The organism is Haloimpatiens myeolchijeotgali (assembly GCF_042688525.2).
Taxonomy (GTDB): domain Bacteria; phylum Bacillota; class Clostridia; order Clostridiales; family Clostridiaceae; genus Haloimpatiens.
Map to the genome: position 1 here is coordinate 2370781 of NZ_JBHWAB010000001.1, position 20091 is coordinate 2390871.

The 20091-nt window shown below is 26.9% G+C and carries 17 protein-coding genes; 3 read left to right on the forward strand and 14 right to left on the reverse strand.

Going from position 1 to position 20091, the window contains the following annotated elements; all coding sequences use genetic code 11:
* Positions 1-4 precede the first annotated feature (4 nt).
* Complete coding sequence (locus tag ACFIJ5_RS10425) at positions 5-1537, forward strand: AbgT family transporter (RefSeq protein WP_379806730.1); 1533 nt, start codon at positions 5-7, stop codon at positions 1535-1537.
* Positions 1538-1643: 106 nt separating this feature from the next.
* Here the strand turns inward: ACFIJ5_RS10425 and ACFIJ5_RS10430 are convergent, their stop codons facing one another.
* From ACFIJ5_RS10430 to ACFIJ5_RS10485, 12 genes are all read right to left on the reverse strand, one after another.
* Positions 1644-2144 (reverse strand): NAD(+) diphosphatase, encoded by a 501-nt coding sequence (locus tag ACFIJ5_RS10430; protein ID WP_379806732.1) that lies wholly within the window; start codon positions 2142-2144, stop codon positions 1644-1646.
* Between the two features lie 195 nt (positions 2145-2339).
* Positions 2340-3092, reverse strand: a complete 753-nt coding sequence (locus ACFIJ5_RS10435) for a stage II sporulation protein P (protein ID WP_379806734.1) — start codon at positions 3090-3092, stop codon at positions 2340-2342.
* Between the two features lie 194 nt (positions 3093-3286).
* Entirely contained in the window at positions 3287-4156 is an 870-nt protein-coding gene (locus ACFIJ5_RS10440) for a radical SAM protein (RefSeq protein WP_379806736.1), read from the reverse strand.
* A gap of 76 nt (positions 4157-4232) precedes the next feature.
* Complete coding sequence (locus ACFIJ5_RS10445) at positions 4233-4634, reverse strand: nuclear transport factor 2 family protein (RefSeq protein ID WP_379806738.1); 402 nt, start codon at positions 4632-4634, stop codon at positions 4233-4235.
* A gap of 88 nt (positions 4635-4722) precedes the next feature.
* Positions 4723-5670 carry a DUF1848 domain-containing protein gene (locus tag ACFIJ5_RS10450; protein ID WP_379806740.1) on the reverse strand — a complete coding sequence of 316 codons (948 nt, stop codon included), beginning with the start codon at positions 5668-5670 and terminating at the stop codon, positions 4723-4725.
* Positions 5671-5982: 312 nt separating this feature from the next.
* Positions 5983-6468 (reverse strand): hypothetical protein, encoded by a 486-nt coding sequence (locus ACFIJ5_RS10455; RefSeq protein ID WP_379806742.1) that lies wholly within the window; start codon positions 6466-6468, stop codon positions 5983-5985.
* A 352-nt stretch (positions 6469-6820) separates the two neighbouring features.
* On the reverse strand, positions 6821-8356 hold the full coding sequence (locus ACFIJ5_RS10460; RefSeq protein ID WP_379806744.1) for a response regulator transcription factor: 1536 nt from the start codon (positions 8354-8356) through the stop codon (positions 6821-6823).
* The gene (locus tag ACFIJ5_RS10465) at positions 8331-10124 is read right to left on the reverse strand and encodes a cache domain-containing sensor histidine kinase (RefSeq protein WP_404660427.1); all 1794 of its coding nucleotides are present in this window, start codon (positions 10122-10124) and stop codon (positions 8331-8333) included. The genes ACFIJ5_RS10460 and ACFIJ5_RS10465 overlap by 26 nt, the downstream gene beginning before the upstream one ends.
* 1042 nt (positions 10125-11166) lie before the next feature.
* On the reverse strand, positions 11167-11856 hold the full coding sequence (locus ACFIJ5_RS10470; protein WP_379806748.1) for an MgtC/SapB family protein: 690 nt from the start codon (positions 11854-11856) through the stop codon (positions 11167-11169).
* A gap of 756 nt (positions 11857-12612) precedes the next feature.
* Positions 12613-13683, reverse strand: a complete 1071-nt coding sequence (locus ACFIJ5_RS10475) for an ABC transporter ATP-binding protein (RefSeq protein WP_379806750.1) — start codon at positions 13681-13683, stop codon at positions 12613-12615.
* A gap of 238 nt (positions 13684-13921) precedes the next feature.
* On the reverse strand, positions 13922-15613 hold the full coding sequence (locus ACFIJ5_RS10480) for an ABC transporter permease (protein ID WP_379806752.1): 1692 nt from the start codon (positions 15611-15613) through the stop codon (positions 13922-13924).
* 73 nt (positions 15614-15686) lie between these two features.
* On the reverse strand, positions 15687-16721 hold the full coding sequence (locus ACFIJ5_RS10485; RefSeq protein WP_379806755.1) for an ABC transporter substrate-binding protein: 1035 nt from the start codon (positions 16719-16721) through the stop codon (positions 15687-15689).
* A gap of 299 nt (positions 16722-17020) precedes the next feature.
* On the opposite strand from ACFIJ5_RS10485, the gene ACFIJ5_RS10490 reads away from it, so the two are divergent.
* Positions 17021-17950, forward strand: a complete 930-nt coding sequence (locus tag ACFIJ5_RS10490; protein ID WP_379806757.1) for a transposase — start codon at positions 17021-17023, stop codon at positions 17948-17950.
* A 375-nt stretch (positions 17951-18325) separates the two neighbouring features.
* Here the strand turns inward: ACFIJ5_RS10490 and ACFIJ5_RS10495 are convergent, their stop codons facing one another.
* Both ACFIJ5_RS10495 and ACFIJ5_RS10500 read right to left on the reverse strand, forming a co-directional pair.
* Complete coding sequence (locus ACFIJ5_RS10495) at positions 18326-18574, reverse strand: TIGR04076 family protein (RefSeq protein WP_379806759.1); 249 nt, start codon at positions 18572-18574, stop codon at positions 18326-18328.
* Between the two features lie 54 nt (positions 18575-18628).
* Complete coding sequence (locus ACFIJ5_RS10500) at positions 18629-19321, reverse strand: nucleotidyltransferase domain-containing protein (protein WP_379806761.1); 693 nt, start codon at positions 19319-19321, stop codon at positions 18629-18631.
* 171 nt (positions 19322-19492) lie between these two features.
* Here ACFIJ5_RS10500 and ACFIJ5_RS10505 point away from each other — a divergent pair, with 171 nt between their 5' ends.
* The gene (locus ACFIJ5_RS10505; RefSeq protein ID WP_379806764.1) at positions 19493-20077 is read left to right on the forward strand and encodes a non-canonical purine NTP pyrophosphatase; all 585 of its coding nucleotides are present in this window, start codon (positions 19493-19495) and stop codon (positions 20075-20077) included.
* Positions 20078-20091 lie beyond the last annotated feature (14 nt).

The window sequence follows — 20091 nt, forward strand, 5'->3', positions numbered from 1 at the left end:
TTTAATGAATAACGCTAAATTAAACAAGAAAAAGCAAAGTAAATTCAATAACTTTTTAGATTGGCTTGAAAGAACTGGTAATAAACTTCCTGAACCACTTACTCTCTTTGTGTGGTTAGCAATTATAGCTATTCTTATTTCTTTTATTGGGTCTATATCTGGAATTTCAGCTGTTCATCCATTAAAAAAAGAAACTATTACAGTAGTTAACCTTTTATCTAAAGAAGGAATTCAGAAGATGCTTATGAATGCTGTAAGTAACTTTTCAAATTTTCCACCTTTAGGACTTGTATTAACTTGTATTTTAGGTGTTGGTTTAGCAGAAAAAACAGGATTATTTTCAGCATTACTTAGAAAAACATTAGCAAATGTAAAAGGTTCAAAAGTAGTAGTAATTGTTATTTTGGTTTCAATTTTAGCAAATGCTGCAGCAGATACTGGATTTATAGTAATGCCACCATTAGCTGCAATGTTATTTGCAGCAGTTGGAATGAATCCAATTGTTGGTATGATGGCTGCATATGCTGCTGTTGCCGGTGGATTTAGTGCAAATTTACTTGTTAATTCATTAGATGTATTAATTGTAAGCTTCACTCAATCAGCTGTTAAGCTAATTAATCCCGATTTCGTTGTAAATCCAGCATGTAACTGGTACTTCCTAATTGTATCAACATTTTTATTAACTTTTTCAGCAACATGGGTAACTGTAAAAATCGTTGCTCCAAGAATGGGTAATGGTAACTATAAAGTTGACAGCATAGAAGAAGTAACACAGGAAGAAATAAAAGGTTTAAAGGCTGCTGGAATAGCTATCTTGATATTCTTAGGTATAATTATTGCTTTAGCCGTTCCACAAAGTGGTTTACTGCGCGAACCTAAAACTGGTTCACTTTTATCCTTTAGTTCTCCACTAATGAAGGGACTTGTACCACTTATTACTTTATTATTTTTCATTCCTAGTTATGCTTTTGGAAAAGTTTCAGGAAAAATTAAAAGTGATAAAGATATAGCAGCCATGCTTGGACAAGCTATGGGAGAAATGGGACCATATATTGTATTATCTTTTGTAATTGCACAGTTTATTAATTATTTTAATTGGTCAAATCTTGGACTTATTATGGCTATTAAAGGTGCTGATTTCTTGAAAAGTTTAGGAGCACCAGCCCCAGTATTATTGGTTTGTTTCATCATTATATCTGCAATTATAAATTTATTTGTAGGAAGTGCTTCTGCAAAATGGGCAATTTTAAGTCCTATATTTGTACCTATGTTCATGCTTTTAGGATTCCACCCAGCATTAACACAAATGGCTTATAGAATTGGTGACTCAATAACAAATGTCATAACTCCACTACTACCATATTTCGCAATACTTGTAGCTTTTGCGAAAAAATATGATAAAGACATAGGAATGGGAACTTTAATTGCAAATATGCTTCCATATTCAATAACCTTCTTTATTATTTGGTCAATACAAATAGTAGTTTGGTTTTTATTAAAACTTCCATTAGGCCCAGGAACTCCTATATCTATGTAATATTATTGTGTAATATTATTGGGGACGGTTCATTTTTTAATTAAGTAAATTGTAAATATATTTAATGAACCGTCCCCATTAATTTGACATTAATTTGATATTGATTCTATAAATTCAATAATCTCATTGAATTATCAAAATGAATACCTGACATATTATCAACTCTTGCAATATACTTGTTCACTTCATCTATTTCACACCACATAATATCATCAACTTCATTAGAATCATTAAAAGGTTTGGATTGGACAAAAGCAATAAATCCAGACATTATTAATTGCTTTGGCTTAAAATAATAACTTTCTACATACTTCATTCTTTCAACTTTTTGACCAGTTTCTTCTAAAACTTCTCTCATTACTGTTTCTTCAATTGTCTCACCATTTTTTACATAACCAGAAACTATTGTCCAATGAGTCTTAGAAATATATTCTTGTTTCAATAATAATATCTGATTATGTTCATTAATAACCAAAACTTCAACACAACTAGCAGGCATATCAAAATATGGTCTGTTACAAGTAAGACAAAATTTTACTAGTCCTTCATCTCCAATACTTTTTTCACTTAGCCTTTTACCACATATAGGACAATACTTAAATTTCATAACATCTCCCCCCTATACACTTGTAAACAAGAGCAAATACCCTTGTTTACATAAATAATCTTAAACCACTACTATTATAAGTATTACACTTTTAACTCAATACTTCAATTAAATAATTACCCCTTAATTTTATGATTATAACTCTTCTTTCATAAAATATTTAAATTACTGTTCCTCAATTCATTAGTTAAACTTCTAGACTTCACTACTTTCAACATTTTCTAATGCTGAAACAAGTGCATTCACACATTCCTCAACATCATTATCACTAGATTTATTGTTTCCTAATTCAATAAGTATAGATTTATTAGATAGGTCTTGATTAAAATATGAACGTACATTCTTATATTCAAAGATGCATGCTTTAACTTGTTGAGATTTTTCAAGTTCTTTAATTAAAAGATTTGCAAATTTCTTATTTTCTTTATAATGTGGATTATTTTTTGCAAGTACTATTACTATTTTTTTTGCACTTGATTTAGGATTCTCAACCGTGTCTCTTTGTACATCTAAAAGAATTTTATCAGAATAATTTTCTATTTTTTCTGTTATTAAATTCCGTGCACTGTCATATGATTTTATATATTCTTTTGATGGTTTACATTGTATAAAATTGCTCTTTAAACCCTTTTTAATAAGTTTATCATTAATTATAGAACCTACATTTGTTACCTTCATGCCAGATGTATAATCTTCATTTGCATGAGAATTATAAACCACTATTTCAGATGAAAATGGTATCGTAGACTTTTTAGTGTCAGTTGATGCTTTTTCAACTGTTTTATTTGATATATTACTACTATCATTCACTGATTTACTAATAGAAACACTTTTTTGATAACTTGTACTAGTTGTAGTTTCTTTATTTTTTACTACTGCATATGTACAACCTGCTGCAGTACCTAAAATAAGAAACGTAATTACAATATTTTTATAACTCTTTTTCATTCATAAACACTCCCTTTCTTTAAGTGTATATGAATGAAAATTTAATATTATGAATGGGGACGGTTCATTTTTTTGTAAATTTTTCTCTCACTAAATTGCTTAATTTTCATTACTTTTTCTGTGCTAATACTTCCATTTAAAATGAACCGTCCCCTATTAAATAATAAATAAAGATAAAGATGAACTGTCCCCCATCATAATGCTCTAAATTCCTCATCTTTAAACCTGTATTTTCCCTTAACACATTCATCTATAGTATTTAAAATTAAATTTTTATCTTTAGGTAAAGTTCCACCTAAAGGTACATAATTTGAAGCATGATTACTTCTAAAAATACAATTAGTCACTTTGATATTTTCAATAAATAATCTAGTCTCTAACATTATTTCTTTTGGAGTTAAAAGTTTAAAATTTTTATTTTGTATTTCTTCATAAAGTTTTGTATCTTTTTCTACCATAAGAGTTAAAAGGCCTACGTAATCTGGATCTATATTATTAATTATCTGCGCAGATTTAATTGCATGTTCTTTCCAATTTTCTTTACTACCCAATCCTGAAATAAGGGTAGTTGAAAGTTTTATTCCACTATCTTTTATTTTTCTTCCTGCCTTTACCATTTCTTCTGCTGTTACACCTTTATTTATGTATTTAAGTATTTTATCACTTCCAGATTCCACACCTAAATAAACTATTCCAAGCCCAAGTTCTTTAAGCTCTTTTAACTCTTTCAATGATTTTCTTAAAATATCTCTTGGTGCACCATATATACCAACTCTTTCACAATACGGAAACAAATCTTGTATTTTTAAAAGTATTTTCTTTAAATCCTCTGTCTTGACAACTAATGCATCTCCATCACATAAAAATATACGTTCTGCATTACCATAATGATCTTTCATATACTGTAAATCTCTGAAAACTTCCTCTAAAGATTTAATCCTAAATTTTTTATCTTTATACATATTGCAAAAAGTACATTTATTATGTGCACAACCCACAGTAATTTGTACTATTAAGCTATAGGCCTCACTAGGCGGTCTATATACAGTTCCTTCATACAGCATAAATTATCTTTAGTAAGAGCATGTATTATAATACTAATCTCCTACTAAAATTCACCTTCTTTCATTTTATACACTTTTAATTACCTAATAAATTATCCTCTATTTTACTTTTAGATGATAAAGTACCTTGATGAAAAACCATTTTCCACTTTCCATTATAATATTTCCATATAGAACTACGAAGAGAATATTTTTTATTTTCATCAATTTCATTATTTTTTACTACTTTATACATTGCTAATATACAATCATTTGATAATTTCTTTATTTTGAAGTCTAAGATTTCCCAACATAATATATCATTATCATTTTGTGCCTGAAATACATCTCCATTTTTATAATGATATTCACTTCCTGAACTACAAAACTCAATAAAATCATTTGCCAATATCTGATTTATCTTTTGCGATGACTTTCTTGTTTCTGCCTTTAATAAATCACTTTCTAATTGTAATATATTTTTTTCAATAGACTCCATTCCATTACCCCCATAATTTAAAAATTTAAATGAATTGTCCCCAAAATTTCTTAATTTAAAAATTCAAATGAACTGTCCCCAAAATTTTCTACAAAAAACTCAATTGATTACTTTTATTATTTTTCATCTTTTCCTTAATTAAATAGTGATATGTTATTTTTTCATCACCCTGCAAATTTCCTAATAACAGTTTTGAATTTTTATCATGTTTCTTTATGTTATTCTCAATTATTTTTGAGTTATAATTTGCATAACAATATGTACATCTATGCATACAGGAATTATATTCTCCGATATCTACACTTTTTAGGCACCTACACCCTTTTCTTATATTATCTAATTTTGCATTAGTAAAATCCTTTCCTGTTATCCTAGAAATTAGCTTTCCATCTATACACTGTCCATGATTAATTCCACAAAAACTTAAATCAATTCTTTCAGCACAAGTTTCTATTATAATATTATATTTATTAGCTATTTTAACAAGTTTTTTACCAATTTCCTTCATATCTTCATTAGTTATATTTCTCAAATTTAATATATTTGAATTTTCTCTAATTTTTTTATACTCATCAATAAAACTTATAACACATTTTTCTGTATATCCCTCTAAATTCATACAAAACTTTTCAAACCAAGTATAATGATATTCCTTATTGTAATAATCATTCAACAGTATAGGATCATATCTCCAGATTACCTTTTCTTTACCTATCATTAAAGACAGTTCCTTAAAAGTTTCCATTATATACTTTTTCTTTCTAACTCCTTTTTCAATATCATCTCTATAAGGATTTAAAGTAAATTGAAAATAATAATTATAATCTCTTAATAAATGAATTTTTTTTATAAATTTATAAGGATCTTTGGTCCAAAACACAAAACAATCTACAGTATTTGGATTTAAAATTATTCTACTTATTTGTATCCTATTAAATGGATTTCTTATCAAAACCTCCCCGTCTTTTATTCTATTATAAAACCATTCATAATAAAAAGCAGGTATATCTGTACGTCTACTTACACTTACTATCATAGTTTTCATCTCTTTTCATAACCAAATTCACAAAATTTTAGTAGCTAACCTATAGGGACGGTTCATTTCTTGTACATTCATTAGGAACCTAAACCTATGGGGACGGTTTACTTTTTATGCATTTCATGTACATTTATTATACAATTTTAGTAATACAATTATAAATAAATTATTACCAGTTAATCTTGTAAACATTTTATCAAAATGTAATAAATAATAAAATATAACTCAAAAAAAACAGTCCATTTTTTTTAAAAATTTATCTAAAAAAAATGAACCGTCCCCTATATTTATTATATTACGTCCCCTATATTATATATTAAAAGCATTATATCCATCACTTGAAGTACCTTTATACACTCCAAACATGTCACAATATTGAATTGGAATAATAGTTAATACTCCTTGAAGAAAAAAATATCCAGCATAAACTTTTAAAATTGAAATATATGTAGAATCTAATGCTATGTTATTTGCACTAAAATAAATAATAATAGCCATTAAGAATGAAATAACTGGACCCGCTAAAAAAAATAAACTTTTTTCAAATTTTTTAGCATTTCTGAAATTACAATGAACAAAACCAACAAATGGTGAAAAATTTCGTATTTCAACATTTAATCTTCCAATATTAAATGTTCTTTTAACATTGTCTCCTCCAAGGGATATCATAACTTTATCATTAGTAAAAATTAATCCTATTATAGCATGTCCTAATTGATGTATAACAGTTGCTAACTGTGCTATTATAAAGAATATGATTATATCCAACAACATATCAACCAATAAAATAAGCATTTCTTCACCTTCTTCAAACTTTTAAATTTTATACCTACAAATTTTTATCTTTTTACTATATATCTAACTTCTAACAATAGGTTAATCAAAACTAAATTTAAACTAATTATTATACGAAATCTTATTTCAAAGTATATTAATAACTTATACATATAAAACACATATTAAATACAATCATATATTTTTATTACTCATTAAATCGATTACTCTATCAGATATATTTAAAAATTTAGTATCATAAATGCTATTTTCTATAATTATATTACGTTTTTTTACATAATTCACTTATATTATATACTAATTATACCATAAAATGCACAAATCAGTAACATTTTTAAATGAACCGTCCCCTTTATTTTATTTTTAAAAATTCACTTGGGGAATATCCTGTGTATTTTTTGAAATTACTTGTAAATCTTCTATAGTCCATATATCCTACTTGATTTGCAACCTCTGAAACTCTTATATTAGGTTTATTTAAAAGTCCTATAGCCTTTTCCATTCTAAGCTTTGTTAAATATTCTTTGAAATTTATTCCTAGTCTTTGTTTTATCTTTCTGCTCAAATAGCTTTCATTTAAATAAACTTTACTAGAAATTTCGCTCAAAGTAATATCAGAACAATAATTGGATTTTATGTATTGTATAGCTCTTTCAACTCCATTTTCTTCCTTTTCTATCATAGATATTTTAATATTTCTAATAACATCAAGCATCACTTTTAAAACCCATGAATACAATTCGTTAATAGTACTTAAAGTATCTGCATTTTTATATACATTAAATTGTTTTCCAAATATCTTATCTTCTTTTATATTGTGATCTGCAAGAATATTTAACACCTTTAACACTAACTCTATACTTACTTGTTTTATAAAATAAGTACTACATCTATTTTCTTTCATATACTCATATATTTTACTCAACCTTTTTTCTACTTTAACTTTATCACACGCTTTTATACTAAGTATTAATTCTCTTTCATTTTGTTCAATATTAACTCTAGTACCATTAACTGAAAAATTAATACTATCATAATACATAATATTATTTTTACCAAAGTAAAGTCTGTTTTTTAAAGCCTCTTTTGATTGCTCATATGCATCTCTAATATAATTTATATTAAAAATATTAGATATTCCTAATGAAATTGTAGTATTAGTTTTCTTTTCAACTAAATCCTTTACATTTTGTATACACTCATGTATATCTAAACTTCTACCTATTTCATCTGCCTTTAAAATAATTGCCAATTTATCTTCATGACACTCTATAACATAGCAATCTTTTATATTTTCTTTTATAATTTGAATTATATGTCCATTTTGGCTATATAACTCAAATACATTGTCGTTCTCTAACAAATTTTCATAACTATCATTTTTTATATTTACAATTACAATATTATTTAAATAAATTCCGTTACTTTCTAAATCTAATTCCTTTATTTGAATTTTTCCTCTCATCATATTAAGAAGAATTTTTTCACTTGTAATATTACAAGTTTCCCTCTTTTTTTCTACATCTTTCACTGCTTTTTTTATCGAACTTACAAATTCATCCTCATCAATAGGTTTTAATATAAAATCAACCGCACTTATTTTAACCGCTGCTCTTGCATATTCAAATTCATCATACCCTGTAATAACTATAAAATTACACTCAGGATTAAAATTTTTAATTTCCTTGGCCATTTCTATTCCATCTTTTCCTGGCATATTTATATCCGTTATGACTATATCAGGCCTAATTTTTTTAGCTATTTCTACTGCTTCTACTCCATTAGATGCTTCTGCACATAATCTACATTTATATTTTTCCCATTCTATTGTCTGTTTCATAACTTGTCTTGCTAAATATTCATCATCTACAATCATTACTTTTATCAAAGCGGTCCCCACTTTCTAAACAACAGTTTTTATCAAGTATATTATCGTTAAATGGAATCTTTATTTGTATACATGTTGGATTTTTGAAGTTTTTAATATTAACTCCATATTGTTCTCCATATTGAAGCTTTATTCTTTTATTAACATTACTCATCCCTATACTCTTTGTAGAAGTTACATTATCTTTTACTCCTACCCCATTATCAATAACATCAATGCAGATATCTTCCTTATTTTTATATACTTTAATTTGTAATGTTCCTTTTCCTATTTTAGGTTCTAATCCATGTATAAGTGCATTTTCAACAATAGGCTGAACTAATAATTTTAAAATATTTTTATCTTTAACTCCATCCTCAATACTTATACTGCATTCAAACTTATCTCCAAATCTCACCTTTTGAATGTCTAGATAATTTTTGACTTCTCCCATACATTCCTCAATTGATACAATATCACCTTTTTTGCTCATACTATATCTTAAAAATTTTCCTAAAGCAATAACCATCTTAGAAACACCCTTATTATCTTTAAGCTTTGCCATACAATTAATAGACTCTAATGTATTGTATAAAAAATGTGGATTAATCTGTGCTTTTAATGCTTTAAGTTCTGATTCTTTTAATAAATACTGTTTAAGATAAACTTCTTTTATAAGACTGTCTAATTCTATTACCATTTTATTAAAACTGTCCCCTAATATTTCTATTTCATCGTTTGTATTTACATTATACCTAACATCTAGAGAACCAGTTTCAACCTTCTTCATAAGTTTACTTAAATCATTTATAGGTTTTGATATATTTCTAGACAATACTATTGCCGCACTTACTCCCATAATTCCAAGTAACAAAAACAAAATAAAAAATACTCTTATTATAACGTTTTTATCTTTATTAATACTTCTTAAAGGGATTATTTTTACTATTTTAAATCCTGAATTATGTATAGTTGAAAAATATATAGCACTCTTTTGTCCAGCTATTGTTCCTAAAAAATTACCTTTATCTTGTTCTAATATTTTTTCTACATATTTATCGTAAAACTTAAAGCCTGTCCTATTCTTTTTTAATTTATCTGTTATAATGGTTCCTTTAGAATCTAATATGTAAACATTACTATCATTATATATTTGTGTGCTTTTAAATATTTCATCAAAATACTCATCATGAATATCTATTATTATATAACCCAACTTTTCATCTGAAATCACATCTTTTATTTGCTTACCCATACTTAAAACAACATCTTTTCGCTCTTCGCCGCCAACTCTTCTTTGTACATAAGTCACATATTTCTTTTCTTCATATTTATTAATATTTTTGAAAATTTCCGAGTTCATATTTGTATATATTTCTGGAATACTTTCTTCGTTGGTAAATTTAGCTAATTTATTTTGCCCAATTAAATAAAAAGGTATCTTTTGATGTGCACCATTAGATAAAAAAATACTTGTGGTCTTGTACAATGTTTGAATATCTTCGAATCTCTCATCGTAATTGGCATAATCTTTTTTTCTTAAAATTCTATTTACATCCTCACTATCTGAAACATATTTAACTATGCCTTCTAAATTACTTATAGACGAATCTATAAGTTTACTCATAACTTCTAAGTTGTTTTTTACTGACTTGTTAACCTTATCATTAACTATCCTAGAAGTATTCCAATATGTACATACAGTCATAACTATTAATGGTATCATACCTATTAAAATAAAAAACTTTAATAATTTATATCCAAATTTACTTTTTTCTCTATTTTTCATGCTTTTTATCCTTACATATATTATTTTTTCAATTTTCTTATTTAATTTCATTATATCACATCAAATATTTAATGTGAACTATACCAATTTTGCCATAGGCATATCTATTGCTTCATTCACAAGCTCCCTTTTTAATGACTTAACTTTCTTTTCCACTATCCATTTGCCATTACCCTTGAACTCTACCATTACTGCCTTATCAAATACTTATAATGCCGTTTTTCATAAAATCCTGTATAATGTTCATGAGCGACACCCTTTCTATGTTTTATTTTTTGTTTAGTAACTTAATATATTATCAAAAGGGCGTCTCTTTTTCTATTTTTTGCTTTAAAATATCCTACAGTAATTTTACACTAACCTTATACACGTTAATTAATTATTCAACTTTCGCAGTAAAAAAATACTGTCTAGCAAAGGAAAATGATATCTTGCGTAAGAAACATTTGAACAAAGTTTACAAGTTCTTAGCTTTACGAATTTGAAAAAAGTTATTTTTTAATTACTGATTCCTATGGAATATTAATTAAAAAATCTTTTTTCAATATGAGTAAAACTTAGAACTTGTTACTGAAGTGAAAGGTTTCTAAGCAAGATATCATTTCCCGTAGCGGCTGTTTTTCACATGCGAAAGTTGAGTTACTTATATTTTCAATTTTTCCAGCTGAAAATAGTCGCTGTGAAAAATGATATATTCCTCCAAAACCTTTCACTACACAAAGTAACTCTTTGCCATAAGTATATATAATGAGTAAAAAAAATAAGCCCTTGTCAAAGGCTAAAAATACAATTCAAGAAACAGAATTTCATCATTCGCATTTAAGAAGTAAAAGAGTTTTGGGATTTGAACAAAGTTTACAAGTTCTTAGCTTTACGAATTTGAAAAAAGTTATTTTTTAATTACTGATTCCTATGAAATATTAATTAAAAAATCTTTTTTTCAATATGAGTAAAGCTTAGAACTTGTTACTGAAGTGAAAGGTTTCTAAGCAAAATATCATTTCCCATAGTGGCTATTTTTCACCTGCGAAAGTTGAGTTACTTAACTTTCAATAACTCTCATAACATTTGTAATAGCAGATATTCTCTGAATTATTTTAGATGTTTTCACATGTCTTGGCACTACTATAGTGTATAAACTTATCTTCTCCCCTTCTTCATCTTCTTCTATCCAAAATTCTATGTTTTTAACTTTTATACTATATTGTGAAAACAACTTTTCTACTTCATTTATGAAATTATTTTCCAAATAATGAATTTCTAATTTAACTATTTTCCCTTTTTCAAAAAGCTTACTCTCTAATCTTTTTAAAGATACTAATACAATCAAAACTCCTACAGTTGCTGAAATACTTAAAAAATAATGTCCCATCCCTATTGCAAGACCTATACATGCTACAATCCAAATCGTAGCTGCAGTTGTAAGTCCTTTTACAGATCCTTTATCATGAATTATAGTACCCGCACCTAAAAATCCTATACCTGTTATAACTTGCGCCCCTAGTCTTCCTATATCTGCCTTAAGAGCTTGTCCAAGTTCTGGATGTGCTAATATAGAATTTGTAATTCTTTCAATATCATAAACTTGAATCATTGATATTACCGCAGCTCCAACACAAACCAATATATGTGTTCTAAATCCTGCTGGTCTATTTTTAAACTCTCTTTCGTATCCTATTAATCCACCAATTAAAATTGCTAACCCTAACCTAATTATTATCTCTATTTTCATATCTCCTACCTCTTATTAATTTTTTATCATACTTAAATTTATAATTTTGATTGATAATTCAAACTATTTTTTAAGTTTTACCACAAATTTCTCTATAATAATTTAAACTACATTTTTTCACAACTTCCTTTACACTATCTTAATGTTTTATCATTATATTAATATCAAATGCAGCTATTATTTTTATTACTACGAATTACCACAAATTTTGCAATATATAACATTTATCAATTGCAATAAATTATTTTACTTTATATTACAAATCATACTTTACAGAATTTCTAAACATCCCCAAACCATTAACAGCTATATTTTTAGCTAATTTGAAACATTATCTATTGAAATCATATAATTCTAAATACCAAATTATTAAAATTAAAAAAATTATTACTTCATACACAAATAATGTCTTACTAAAAAAACTTTTAAGTCAATACTTATGAATTTATCTTTTACATATAAAAACGGTAGCTGCGAGAAATGATACATTACTACGAAGGTTGAGTAATAAATTTTTAAGTCTTAAAATTATTTATAGCCTAATATATCTAATAAAAAAATGCCATTTATTTATTGATTATGGAAATATGGAAGTTTAGATTTGTATACTGCGAAAATGGAGCTTTTTGCTAAACAAGATCACACAGATTTACTATGTGATCTCGCTCAATGTTATTTTGTTTAAGGACAAATTATAGTATATATACATTTTCATATTCAATAATAAATTATAATAATATGTACACACTAAAACAACTATAATATATGTACATTTTCCGGTAAGAAGCTAAGCATTACTTCATCACCTTCACCAAATACTTCTTTAACCATTGGATTATAATCTTGTACTTTAAAATCTAATCCATTTATCTTAACTATATAATCTTGATATTCTCCCATAAATGTAGCTAATTCTACTTTTCCTTTTAATACTCCTTCTCTTCCAATAATGACTGCTTCCGGTCTTATAACTAACTTACAATCATCCCCTGATTTCTTTTCTCCTTTATATGGAACTAAAAGTTCTTTTCCATGAACCTCTATCTTAGCTTTTCCATCTACAACATCTTTTATTTTACCATCTAAGAAATTAGCTGTTCCTATAAAATCTGCAACGAATTCAGTTTTAGGAGTATAATAAACTTCTTTTGGAGTACCTACTTGTTCAATTACACCTTTATTCATTATTATAATTCTATCTGAAAGACTCATAGCTTCTGATTGATCATGAGTTACATATACTGCAGTTATACCAACCTTCTTTTGAATCTTTCTTATTTCTGTTCTCATATAAACTCTAAGTTTAGCATCTAAATTTGATAATGGTTCATCGAAGAGCAATACTCCAGGTTCCATAACAAGCGCACGAGCAAGTGCAACCCTTTGCTGCTGTCCTCCTGATAATTGATTTGGATATCTATTTTCCATACCCTTTAATCCAACTAAATCTATTATGTCACTTACCTTTTGTCTTATTTCATCTTTACTTAATTTCTTTAATTTCAATCCGTATGCAACATTATCATAAATATTATAGTGTGGAAAAAGTGCATATGTTTGGAATACCATTGATGAATCTCTCTTATCTGGTGGAAGATCATTTATTCTATCTCCACCTAAATAAATATCTCCTGATGTAGGTATTTCAAACCCTGCTATCATTCTAAGTGTAGTTGTTTTACCACATCCAGATGGTCCAAGTAATGTTACAAATTCACCTGGTCTTATGTCTACTGAAATATTATCAACCGCTTTAAACTCTTTATTATTATTTCCAACATATATTTTACTTAAATTTTTTATATTAACACCTTTACTCTTTTTCATTTTTAGCCCTCCACTCATTGATAAATTAAGCTATTTTTAAATTTATACCTTTACTACGTTTGCCGCGAATTTACCTATAATATTTGCTACAAAGATAAATATAATAATTTCAACTACATTTCTTAATAGCACTAGCCACATCTGCAAATTTCTAAATTCACCTTCTTATAATAATTTCAACTATATTCTTTCATAGCTTACTTTACACTATCTTTTAAAGGTTTTACTGAAATCTGTACTACATTATTTCATCTTTACTTACTCCCATTTTGCTTAATAAGAAGTACATAATTGATATTGCTATATACACAATTACTATTAATAAAGTTGAATATGCTGATGCTACTCCAAATCTGCCTGCATCTACTTGAGCTAATATTTGAACTGTAAGCAAATTATATTTAGCAGATATTAAGAATATTACTGTACTTACAGCAGTCATACTTCTTACAAAACTATATACAAGACCACTAAAGAAGGCTGGTTTTATAAGTGGTAGAGTTACACTTGAAAATACTTTAGAAGTATTTGCACCCATATCCGAAGCAGCTTCTTCAATTGCTGGATCTATCTGTTGAAGTGCTGTAACCCCTGATCTTACCCCTACTGGTAAGCTTCTCATAACAAACGCTATTACTATTATTGTTCCTGTACCTGTCAATAACAATGGTTTTGTGTTATATGATAATACATATCCTATACCTAAAACAGTTCCTGGAACAGCCATAGCTAAAAGTGAACTAAATTCAACAAAAGCTTTACCAAAGAATTTCTTTCTAACTATTAAGAATGCTATTATCATTGCAAGTACACCTGTTATTGGTGTTGCAATTACTGATAAAAATGTTGTATCAGTTAATGGTTTTAAGCCTAAATTAAATACATATTTAAAATGATCTAATGTTAATGAATAATCTATACCCCATATTTTGAATACTGAACTTAGTGGTATTAAAATATAGAATCCTAATACAAAAACTGTTACTAATAAACAAAATATATCTATTGGTAATACGATTTTCTTATCTGATATATATTCTCTAGCTCTAGAAGCCTTACCTGTTACAGTAACATAAGACTTTTTCTCGAGCCAGTATTTTTCAAATACAAATATTAATATTGTTAATACAAGTAATATAGTAGCTATTGTTGCTCCACCTTGCATATCATAATTACCTATTGCTTGAAGATATATCTCTGTTGCAAGAGTTGAAAAATCTCCACCTATAACCATAGGATTTGCAAAATCTGCAACTGTTTCTATAAATGTTAATAAAAATGCATTTGCAATACCTGGAGCCATTAATGGAAGTGTTACTGTTTTAAATGTTTTCCAATGAGAAGCTCCCATATTTCTTGCTGCTTCTTCTAAAGCAGGGTCAATTTGTTTTAATAATCCTGTTAACATTAAATATGCAACTGGGAAAAATGTCATTGTTTGTACAATTAGTAGTCCTTTAAATCCATAAATATTTGCGTTTTGAATTTTTAATATTTTATATGTTATTAATCCGTGTTGTCCAAATAGCATAATTGCTGATAATGCTAATACAAATGGTGGTGATATTATTGGAAGTATTGATACTATATTAAACATTTTTTTAAAATGAGATCTTATATAAGAATCTGCATATGCAAATATAAAACCTATTAAAGTAGATAATACTCCAACAGAAAGTCCTAATTTTAATGTATTGCTTAATGTATGTCTAAAACTTATACTTTTGACGATATTTATGTATGATTTTAAAGTAAATCCTTCATCTGATATAAAACTTTGTTTAAGCACTGAAAATAAGGGAAATAAAATAAATATTAATAAAATCATTATTACAAATATTATTGTAGTTAGGAGCATGGGGTCTCTCCATATTTTCTTCATATCCGTAATGTCATTACGCATTTTGCTTTTGTACTTATTTAATGCCATTTTAATTGCTCCTTTCGCACTTTCACATTTTATTAGTAATCCTGCCTTTTAAAAGACAGGATTACTAAATATATTATTTTTTAGTTACATTATGCCATTCTTCAACTAATTTACCTCTGTTTTCTCCTGCAAACTTCATATCATAGTTTATTAATTTTGTATCTTTTATTTCTGCTGCTTCTTTTGGTGGATTAGCATCTGGATTTGTTAAGAATTGAAAACTTCCAACTGTTTGTCCTAATTCTTGAGCTTTTTTACTTAATGCCCAATCAACAAACTTTTTAGCAGCATCCATATCTGGAGCATTTTTTATAATAGCAACTGAACCAATTTCATAACCTGTACCTTCTTTTGGTGCTGATAAAACAATATCTTTATATCCTTGTTTTTTATACTTTATACCATCATGTAAGAAACAAATTCCAACCATTGCTTCTCCCATACCTGCCATTTGAGCTGGTGCTGATCCAGTTTTTGGATATTGTTTTATTTGTTTATCTAATTTTGCTAAATAATCCATAGCCTTCTTTTCGCCCATTAATTGAACTGTTGTAGCAACTAAAGTATAAGCTGTTCCTGAAGAACCTGGGTTTGCAACAACGATTTGTCCTTTGTATTCTGGTTTTAATAAATCTTCCCAACTTGTTGGAACCTTTGTTCCTTTTTCTTCTAATAATTTTTTATTACATACAAATCCAAGATATCCATTATAAATTCCTGTCCAATATCCATCTTTATCTTTGAATTTATCTGGAATTTTTTCTGCCTTAGGTGATTTATATTTTTCTAGTAATCCTTTACTTCCTGCTTCTACGAAAGTATCTGCTGGTCCACCATACCAAACTGATGCTTTTGTGTTTTCTTTTTCAGCTTGAATTCTTGCAAGGATTTCTCCTCCACTCATTCTTACAACATTAGTTTTTATTCCTGTTTCTTTTTCAAATTCTTTTGCAGCTAATTGAGCGTGGTCTTCCATAAGTCCTGCATAAATTGTTAATGATTCATTTCCTTTTTTAGCTGAATCTTTGCCCGTACTTCCACATCCTGCAAACAATGAAGCTGCCATAACTGTTCCTAAAATTAATGATAATATCTTTTTACCTTTCATCTTCGTATACCTCCCAAAACTTTTTTGTTAAGGTTTTCATATGTATTTATCTGTTGTTTTCATTATAGCTTTTTTTCATCACAAAAACTAAACTTGCTAAAATAATGCTACATACAAGTAAAAATTTCACACAAATTTGGGGACGGTTCATTTTTCATTCAAGCAAATCTTGACTAATTCAAGGGGACAGTTTATTTTTTAGTAATTTTTCTTGTCTCAAATTTACCTTAAATTGATTACTTTTCTTTACTTTTGTTAATAATCTTAAATAAAACTATTAATAGAGGAGAGAAATTTTTATGGCAAGAAGCTTTAGAATTAAAATTATAAACGGAATTTATCACATAATTTTTAATGGAATGAGTGAAATTTTATTATACAATAATAATAGCGACAAAAATAAATATATGGAACTTATAAAAAAATATCAAACTAAGTTTCATTTTAAAGTATATGCATACTGCCTTATGAGCACTCATGGTCATTTGATAATTGATTCTAATGGGGCTGACGTTAGCCAATTCATGCATGACATAAATCAATCTTATGCTCAATACTACAATAGCGTCCATAGAAGAAATGGTAAAAAGAGAAAAGGCCATGTTTTTCGTGATAGATTTAAAAGTAAAATAATAGATACTGACCATTATCTCTTAACTCTTTCTGCTTACATTCACAAAAATCCTAAGGACATAAAAAAATATAGAAATTGTATAGAAAAATACAAACATTCAAGTTTAGCAGTATACTTGGGATTAAGAAGTGATCCTTTTAATGTTCTTGATGAGGATTATATTATGCAATTTTTTAATACCAATGTAAAAAAAGCTAGAGCAAACTATACAGAATTAGTATATAACTGTACTGACAAGCTACTTGAAAAAAGCACTGAATTTAAAGACGAAAAAACTGAATATAGAAGTGAAAGACATATTGTAAAGAGAACTTTTAGTCCTGAGGAAATATTAACTTTTCTTTCTGAATATACTGGCATGCCTAAATGGCAAATTGTTTTGAAAAATAAAAGAAGAAATACTAAAAATAAAGCTTTATATGTATTAATGTTAAAATGTTTACGTAATTCTGAAGATAGCGAAGTATGTAAAATTCTTGGCAATATAACTCAATCACGTATTTCTGCTCTATGTTCTATGGGTATTGACATTGTCCTGAAAGATAATAAATACAAAAATATTATTGATGATTTTCTTGCCTCAAAAGCTAGTTAAAACCTAAATCTTATATTACTTAAAATTAAATAATTGAAATTTTTATACTAAGTTTTCATTAATATTATTAGGTTTTAGGTAAATTTAAATTAAAAATTAATATAAAAAATAAAAAAATTTTTAAAATATTTTCTTCAAATAAACTTTTTAAATTTTACCTGCACAATTACACTTTTATAATATAGAAAAGGACAAGCTATACATTTTTCCTAAATTATTGTAAAAAAAATATTATTTATAATAAATTTATATAACTAAAAAATATTATTATAATTTTCTAATTGCAAATTCATTTAATTTTTAAATAATTAAAAGCTATTCGTTGTTTTTATTATTGGTATAACTTCAAAATTTTTAATGAACCGTCCCTAAGTTTTAATCATCAATCACTTCTCCCCGAATTAAAACCCTACCATTGTCTGGACATCTCATTTGAAATTTTTTTGCTTTTGTATTTCCATAATCTAAATCCCCATTATTCAACAACGTATAAACACAAGGATATATACTTTGCCATAACTCATGACATATAGGTGGACAAATATCCTCTACTATATAACTATCTCCCTTTTTGTGATAATTTCCTCTACATTTACTTTCTAAAATAGTTAATTTAACTTTCATAGTACCTCCACCTTTCCTTTATAACTTTTCTTTATTGCATGATATTTCAAACTTTTAAAATGAACCGTCCCCTATTTTATTAAAAAGATCTTCAAATAGTATTTTTATCTTTAAATCCACCTCGAATTTTTCGCAAAACTCATTAAAAATGCACTGTATATCATCTTCAAAATTTCCATTAAGTTTTAAATTATTCATATTAAAATTAGTAAGACTTTCTTTAATTTCTGATAATAAATTATATGCACTATCAGTTTTATTTGATAAATACTTAATAGTTCCTTTGTGTACCAGCCTCAATGTTTTGTACCACATAGGTCTATTAGGAATGTACTTAGATATTATTTCTTTTCTAATTGCTGTTTTGTCAGAAATAATGAAGTTTTCATCATATTTTAAAAGAATTTTACTATCCCTTAAATCTTCCTTTGAAATTGTTTCTCTTATATCCAAATCCACAGAAATAGTATCTTTATAAATCAATATCAAAATTCCTTTAGGTCTTTCTGTAAAGTTAGTCATTATAGGTTTATCATAAAGAGTTATTACTTCATCAATTTTACTACCTCTTATGTTGCCTAAAATTATTAAATCAATATCAGAGTATTTTGTTGCTGTGCCCTTTGATAATGAACCTCTTAAAATCATTGAAAATCTATTTTTCCTGCAAAATTCATAAACACACTCTATGTATTTTTTGTGACTTACCGAAGGATAATTAATATCAAAATCACTGTGAATCTTCATAATATTCTACCTCCATTGAAAAACTAATTTCTTCACTTTATATAATTATATTAAAATATGGTTTATTTTACAATTTGTTATATTACATCATAAAGGAAATATAGTAATTGTAACGAAATAATATACTTATGTGAATTATTTTACTAATTAAAATTTAAAAAGGAGATAAATATGGATAATACTTTAATTTATATTACAGGTAATGATGTTAAATTTAATGTTGCTTCACAAGTATTTATGAATACAAAAATTACTCTCTTACAAAAGGACTTGGATCCTCCTGAAATCCAAAGTAAAAATGTTCAAGAAGTAGCTATGTACTCGGCTGTTTGGGCAAGTAAACAATTAAACCAACCTGTTATTGTAACAGATGCTGGTTTTTATATTGAAGCTTTGAATGGATTTCCTGGTCCTTTTATCAAGTTTGTCAATGAATGGTTTTCTGCAGATGATTATATTAATTTAATGAAAAACAAAACTAATCGTACTCTTATTATCCAAGATTGTTTAGCATATTGCTATCCAAATGAAAAACCAGTTATTTTTACTGGATCATATAAAGGAGAATTGGCATACCAACCTAGCAAAAAATGTGGTACTTCAATTGAACAAATTTTTATTCCTGAAGGTTTTGATGTTCCTATTTCAGATATACCAGAGGAAAAAATGATATCCTATTGGAGTAATGGTGAAATAATGACAAAATTCAAAGAATATCTTTTGACTAAAAATAATTTCATTAATAACAACTTATAATCAATTTTCTCCTA

Excerpts from the sequence above, each read along its gene's own strand:
- ACFIJ5_RS10425 (WP_379806730.1), top strand. The coding sequence starts at position 5 with ATGAATAACGCTAAATTAAACAAGAAAAAGCAAAGTAAATTCAATAAC.
- ACFIJ5_RS10430 (WP_379806732.1), bottom strand. The coding sequence starts at position 2,144 with ATGAAATTTAAGTATTGTCCTATATGTGGTAAAAGGCTAAGTGAAAAA.
- ACFIJ5_RS10435 (WP_379806734.1), bottom strand. The coding sequence starts at position 3,092 with ATGAAAAAGAGTTATAAAAATATTGTAATTACGTTTCTTATTTTAGGT.
- ACFIJ5_RS10440 (WP_379806736.1), bottom strand. The coding sequence starts at position 4,156 with ATGCTGTATGAAGGAACTGTATATAGACCGCCTAGTGAGGCCTATAGC.
- ACFIJ5_RS10445 (WP_379806738.1), bottom strand. The coding sequence starts at position 4,634 with ATGGAGTCTATTGAAAAAAATATATTACAATTAGAAAGTGATTTATTA.
- ACFIJ5_RS10450 (WP_379806740.1), bottom strand. The coding sequence starts at position 5,670 with ATGATAGTAAGTGTAAGTAGACGTACAGATATACCTGCTTTTTATTAT.
- ACFIJ5_RS10455 (WP_379806742.1), bottom strand. The coding sequence starts at position 6,468 with ATGCTTATTTTATTGGTTGATATGTTGTTGGATATAATCATATTCTTT.
- ACFIJ5_RS10465 (WP_404660427.1), bottom strand. The coding sequence starts at position 10,124 with ATGAAAAATAGAGAAAAAAGTAAATTTGGATATAAATTATTAAAGTTT.
- ACFIJ5_RS10470 (WP_379806748.1), bottom strand. The coding sequence starts at position 11,856 with ATGAAAATAGAGATAATAATTAGGTTAGGGTTAGCAATTTTAATTGGT.
- ACFIJ5_RS10475 (WP_379806750.1), bottom strand. The coding sequence starts at position 13,683 with ATGAAAAAGAGTAAAGGTGTTAATATAAAAAATTTAAGTAAAATATAT.
- ACFIJ5_RS10480 (WP_379806752.1), bottom strand. The coding sequence starts at position 15,613 with ATGGCATTAAATAAGTACAAAAGCAAAATGCGTAATGACATTACGGAT.
- ACFIJ5_RS10485 (WP_379806755.1), bottom strand. The coding sequence starts at position 16,721 with ATGAAAGGTAAAAAGATATTATCATTAATTTTAGGAACAGTTATGGCA.
- ACFIJ5_RS10490 (WP_379806757.1), top strand. The coding sequence starts at position 17,021 with ATGGCAAGAAGCTTTAGAATTAAAATTATAAACGGAATTTATCACATA.
- ACFIJ5_RS10495 (WP_379806759.1), bottom strand. The coding sequence starts at position 18,574 with ATGAAAGTTAAATTAACTATTTTAGAAAGTAAATGTAGAGGAAATTAT.
- ACFIJ5_RS10500 (WP_379806761.1), bottom strand. The coding sequence starts at position 19,321 with ATGAAGATTCACAGTGATTTTGATATTAATTATCCTTCGGTAAGTCAC.
- ACFIJ5_RS10505 (WP_379806764.1), top strand. The coding sequence starts at position 19,493 with ATGGATAATACTTTAATTTATATTACAGGTAATGATGTTAAATTTAAT.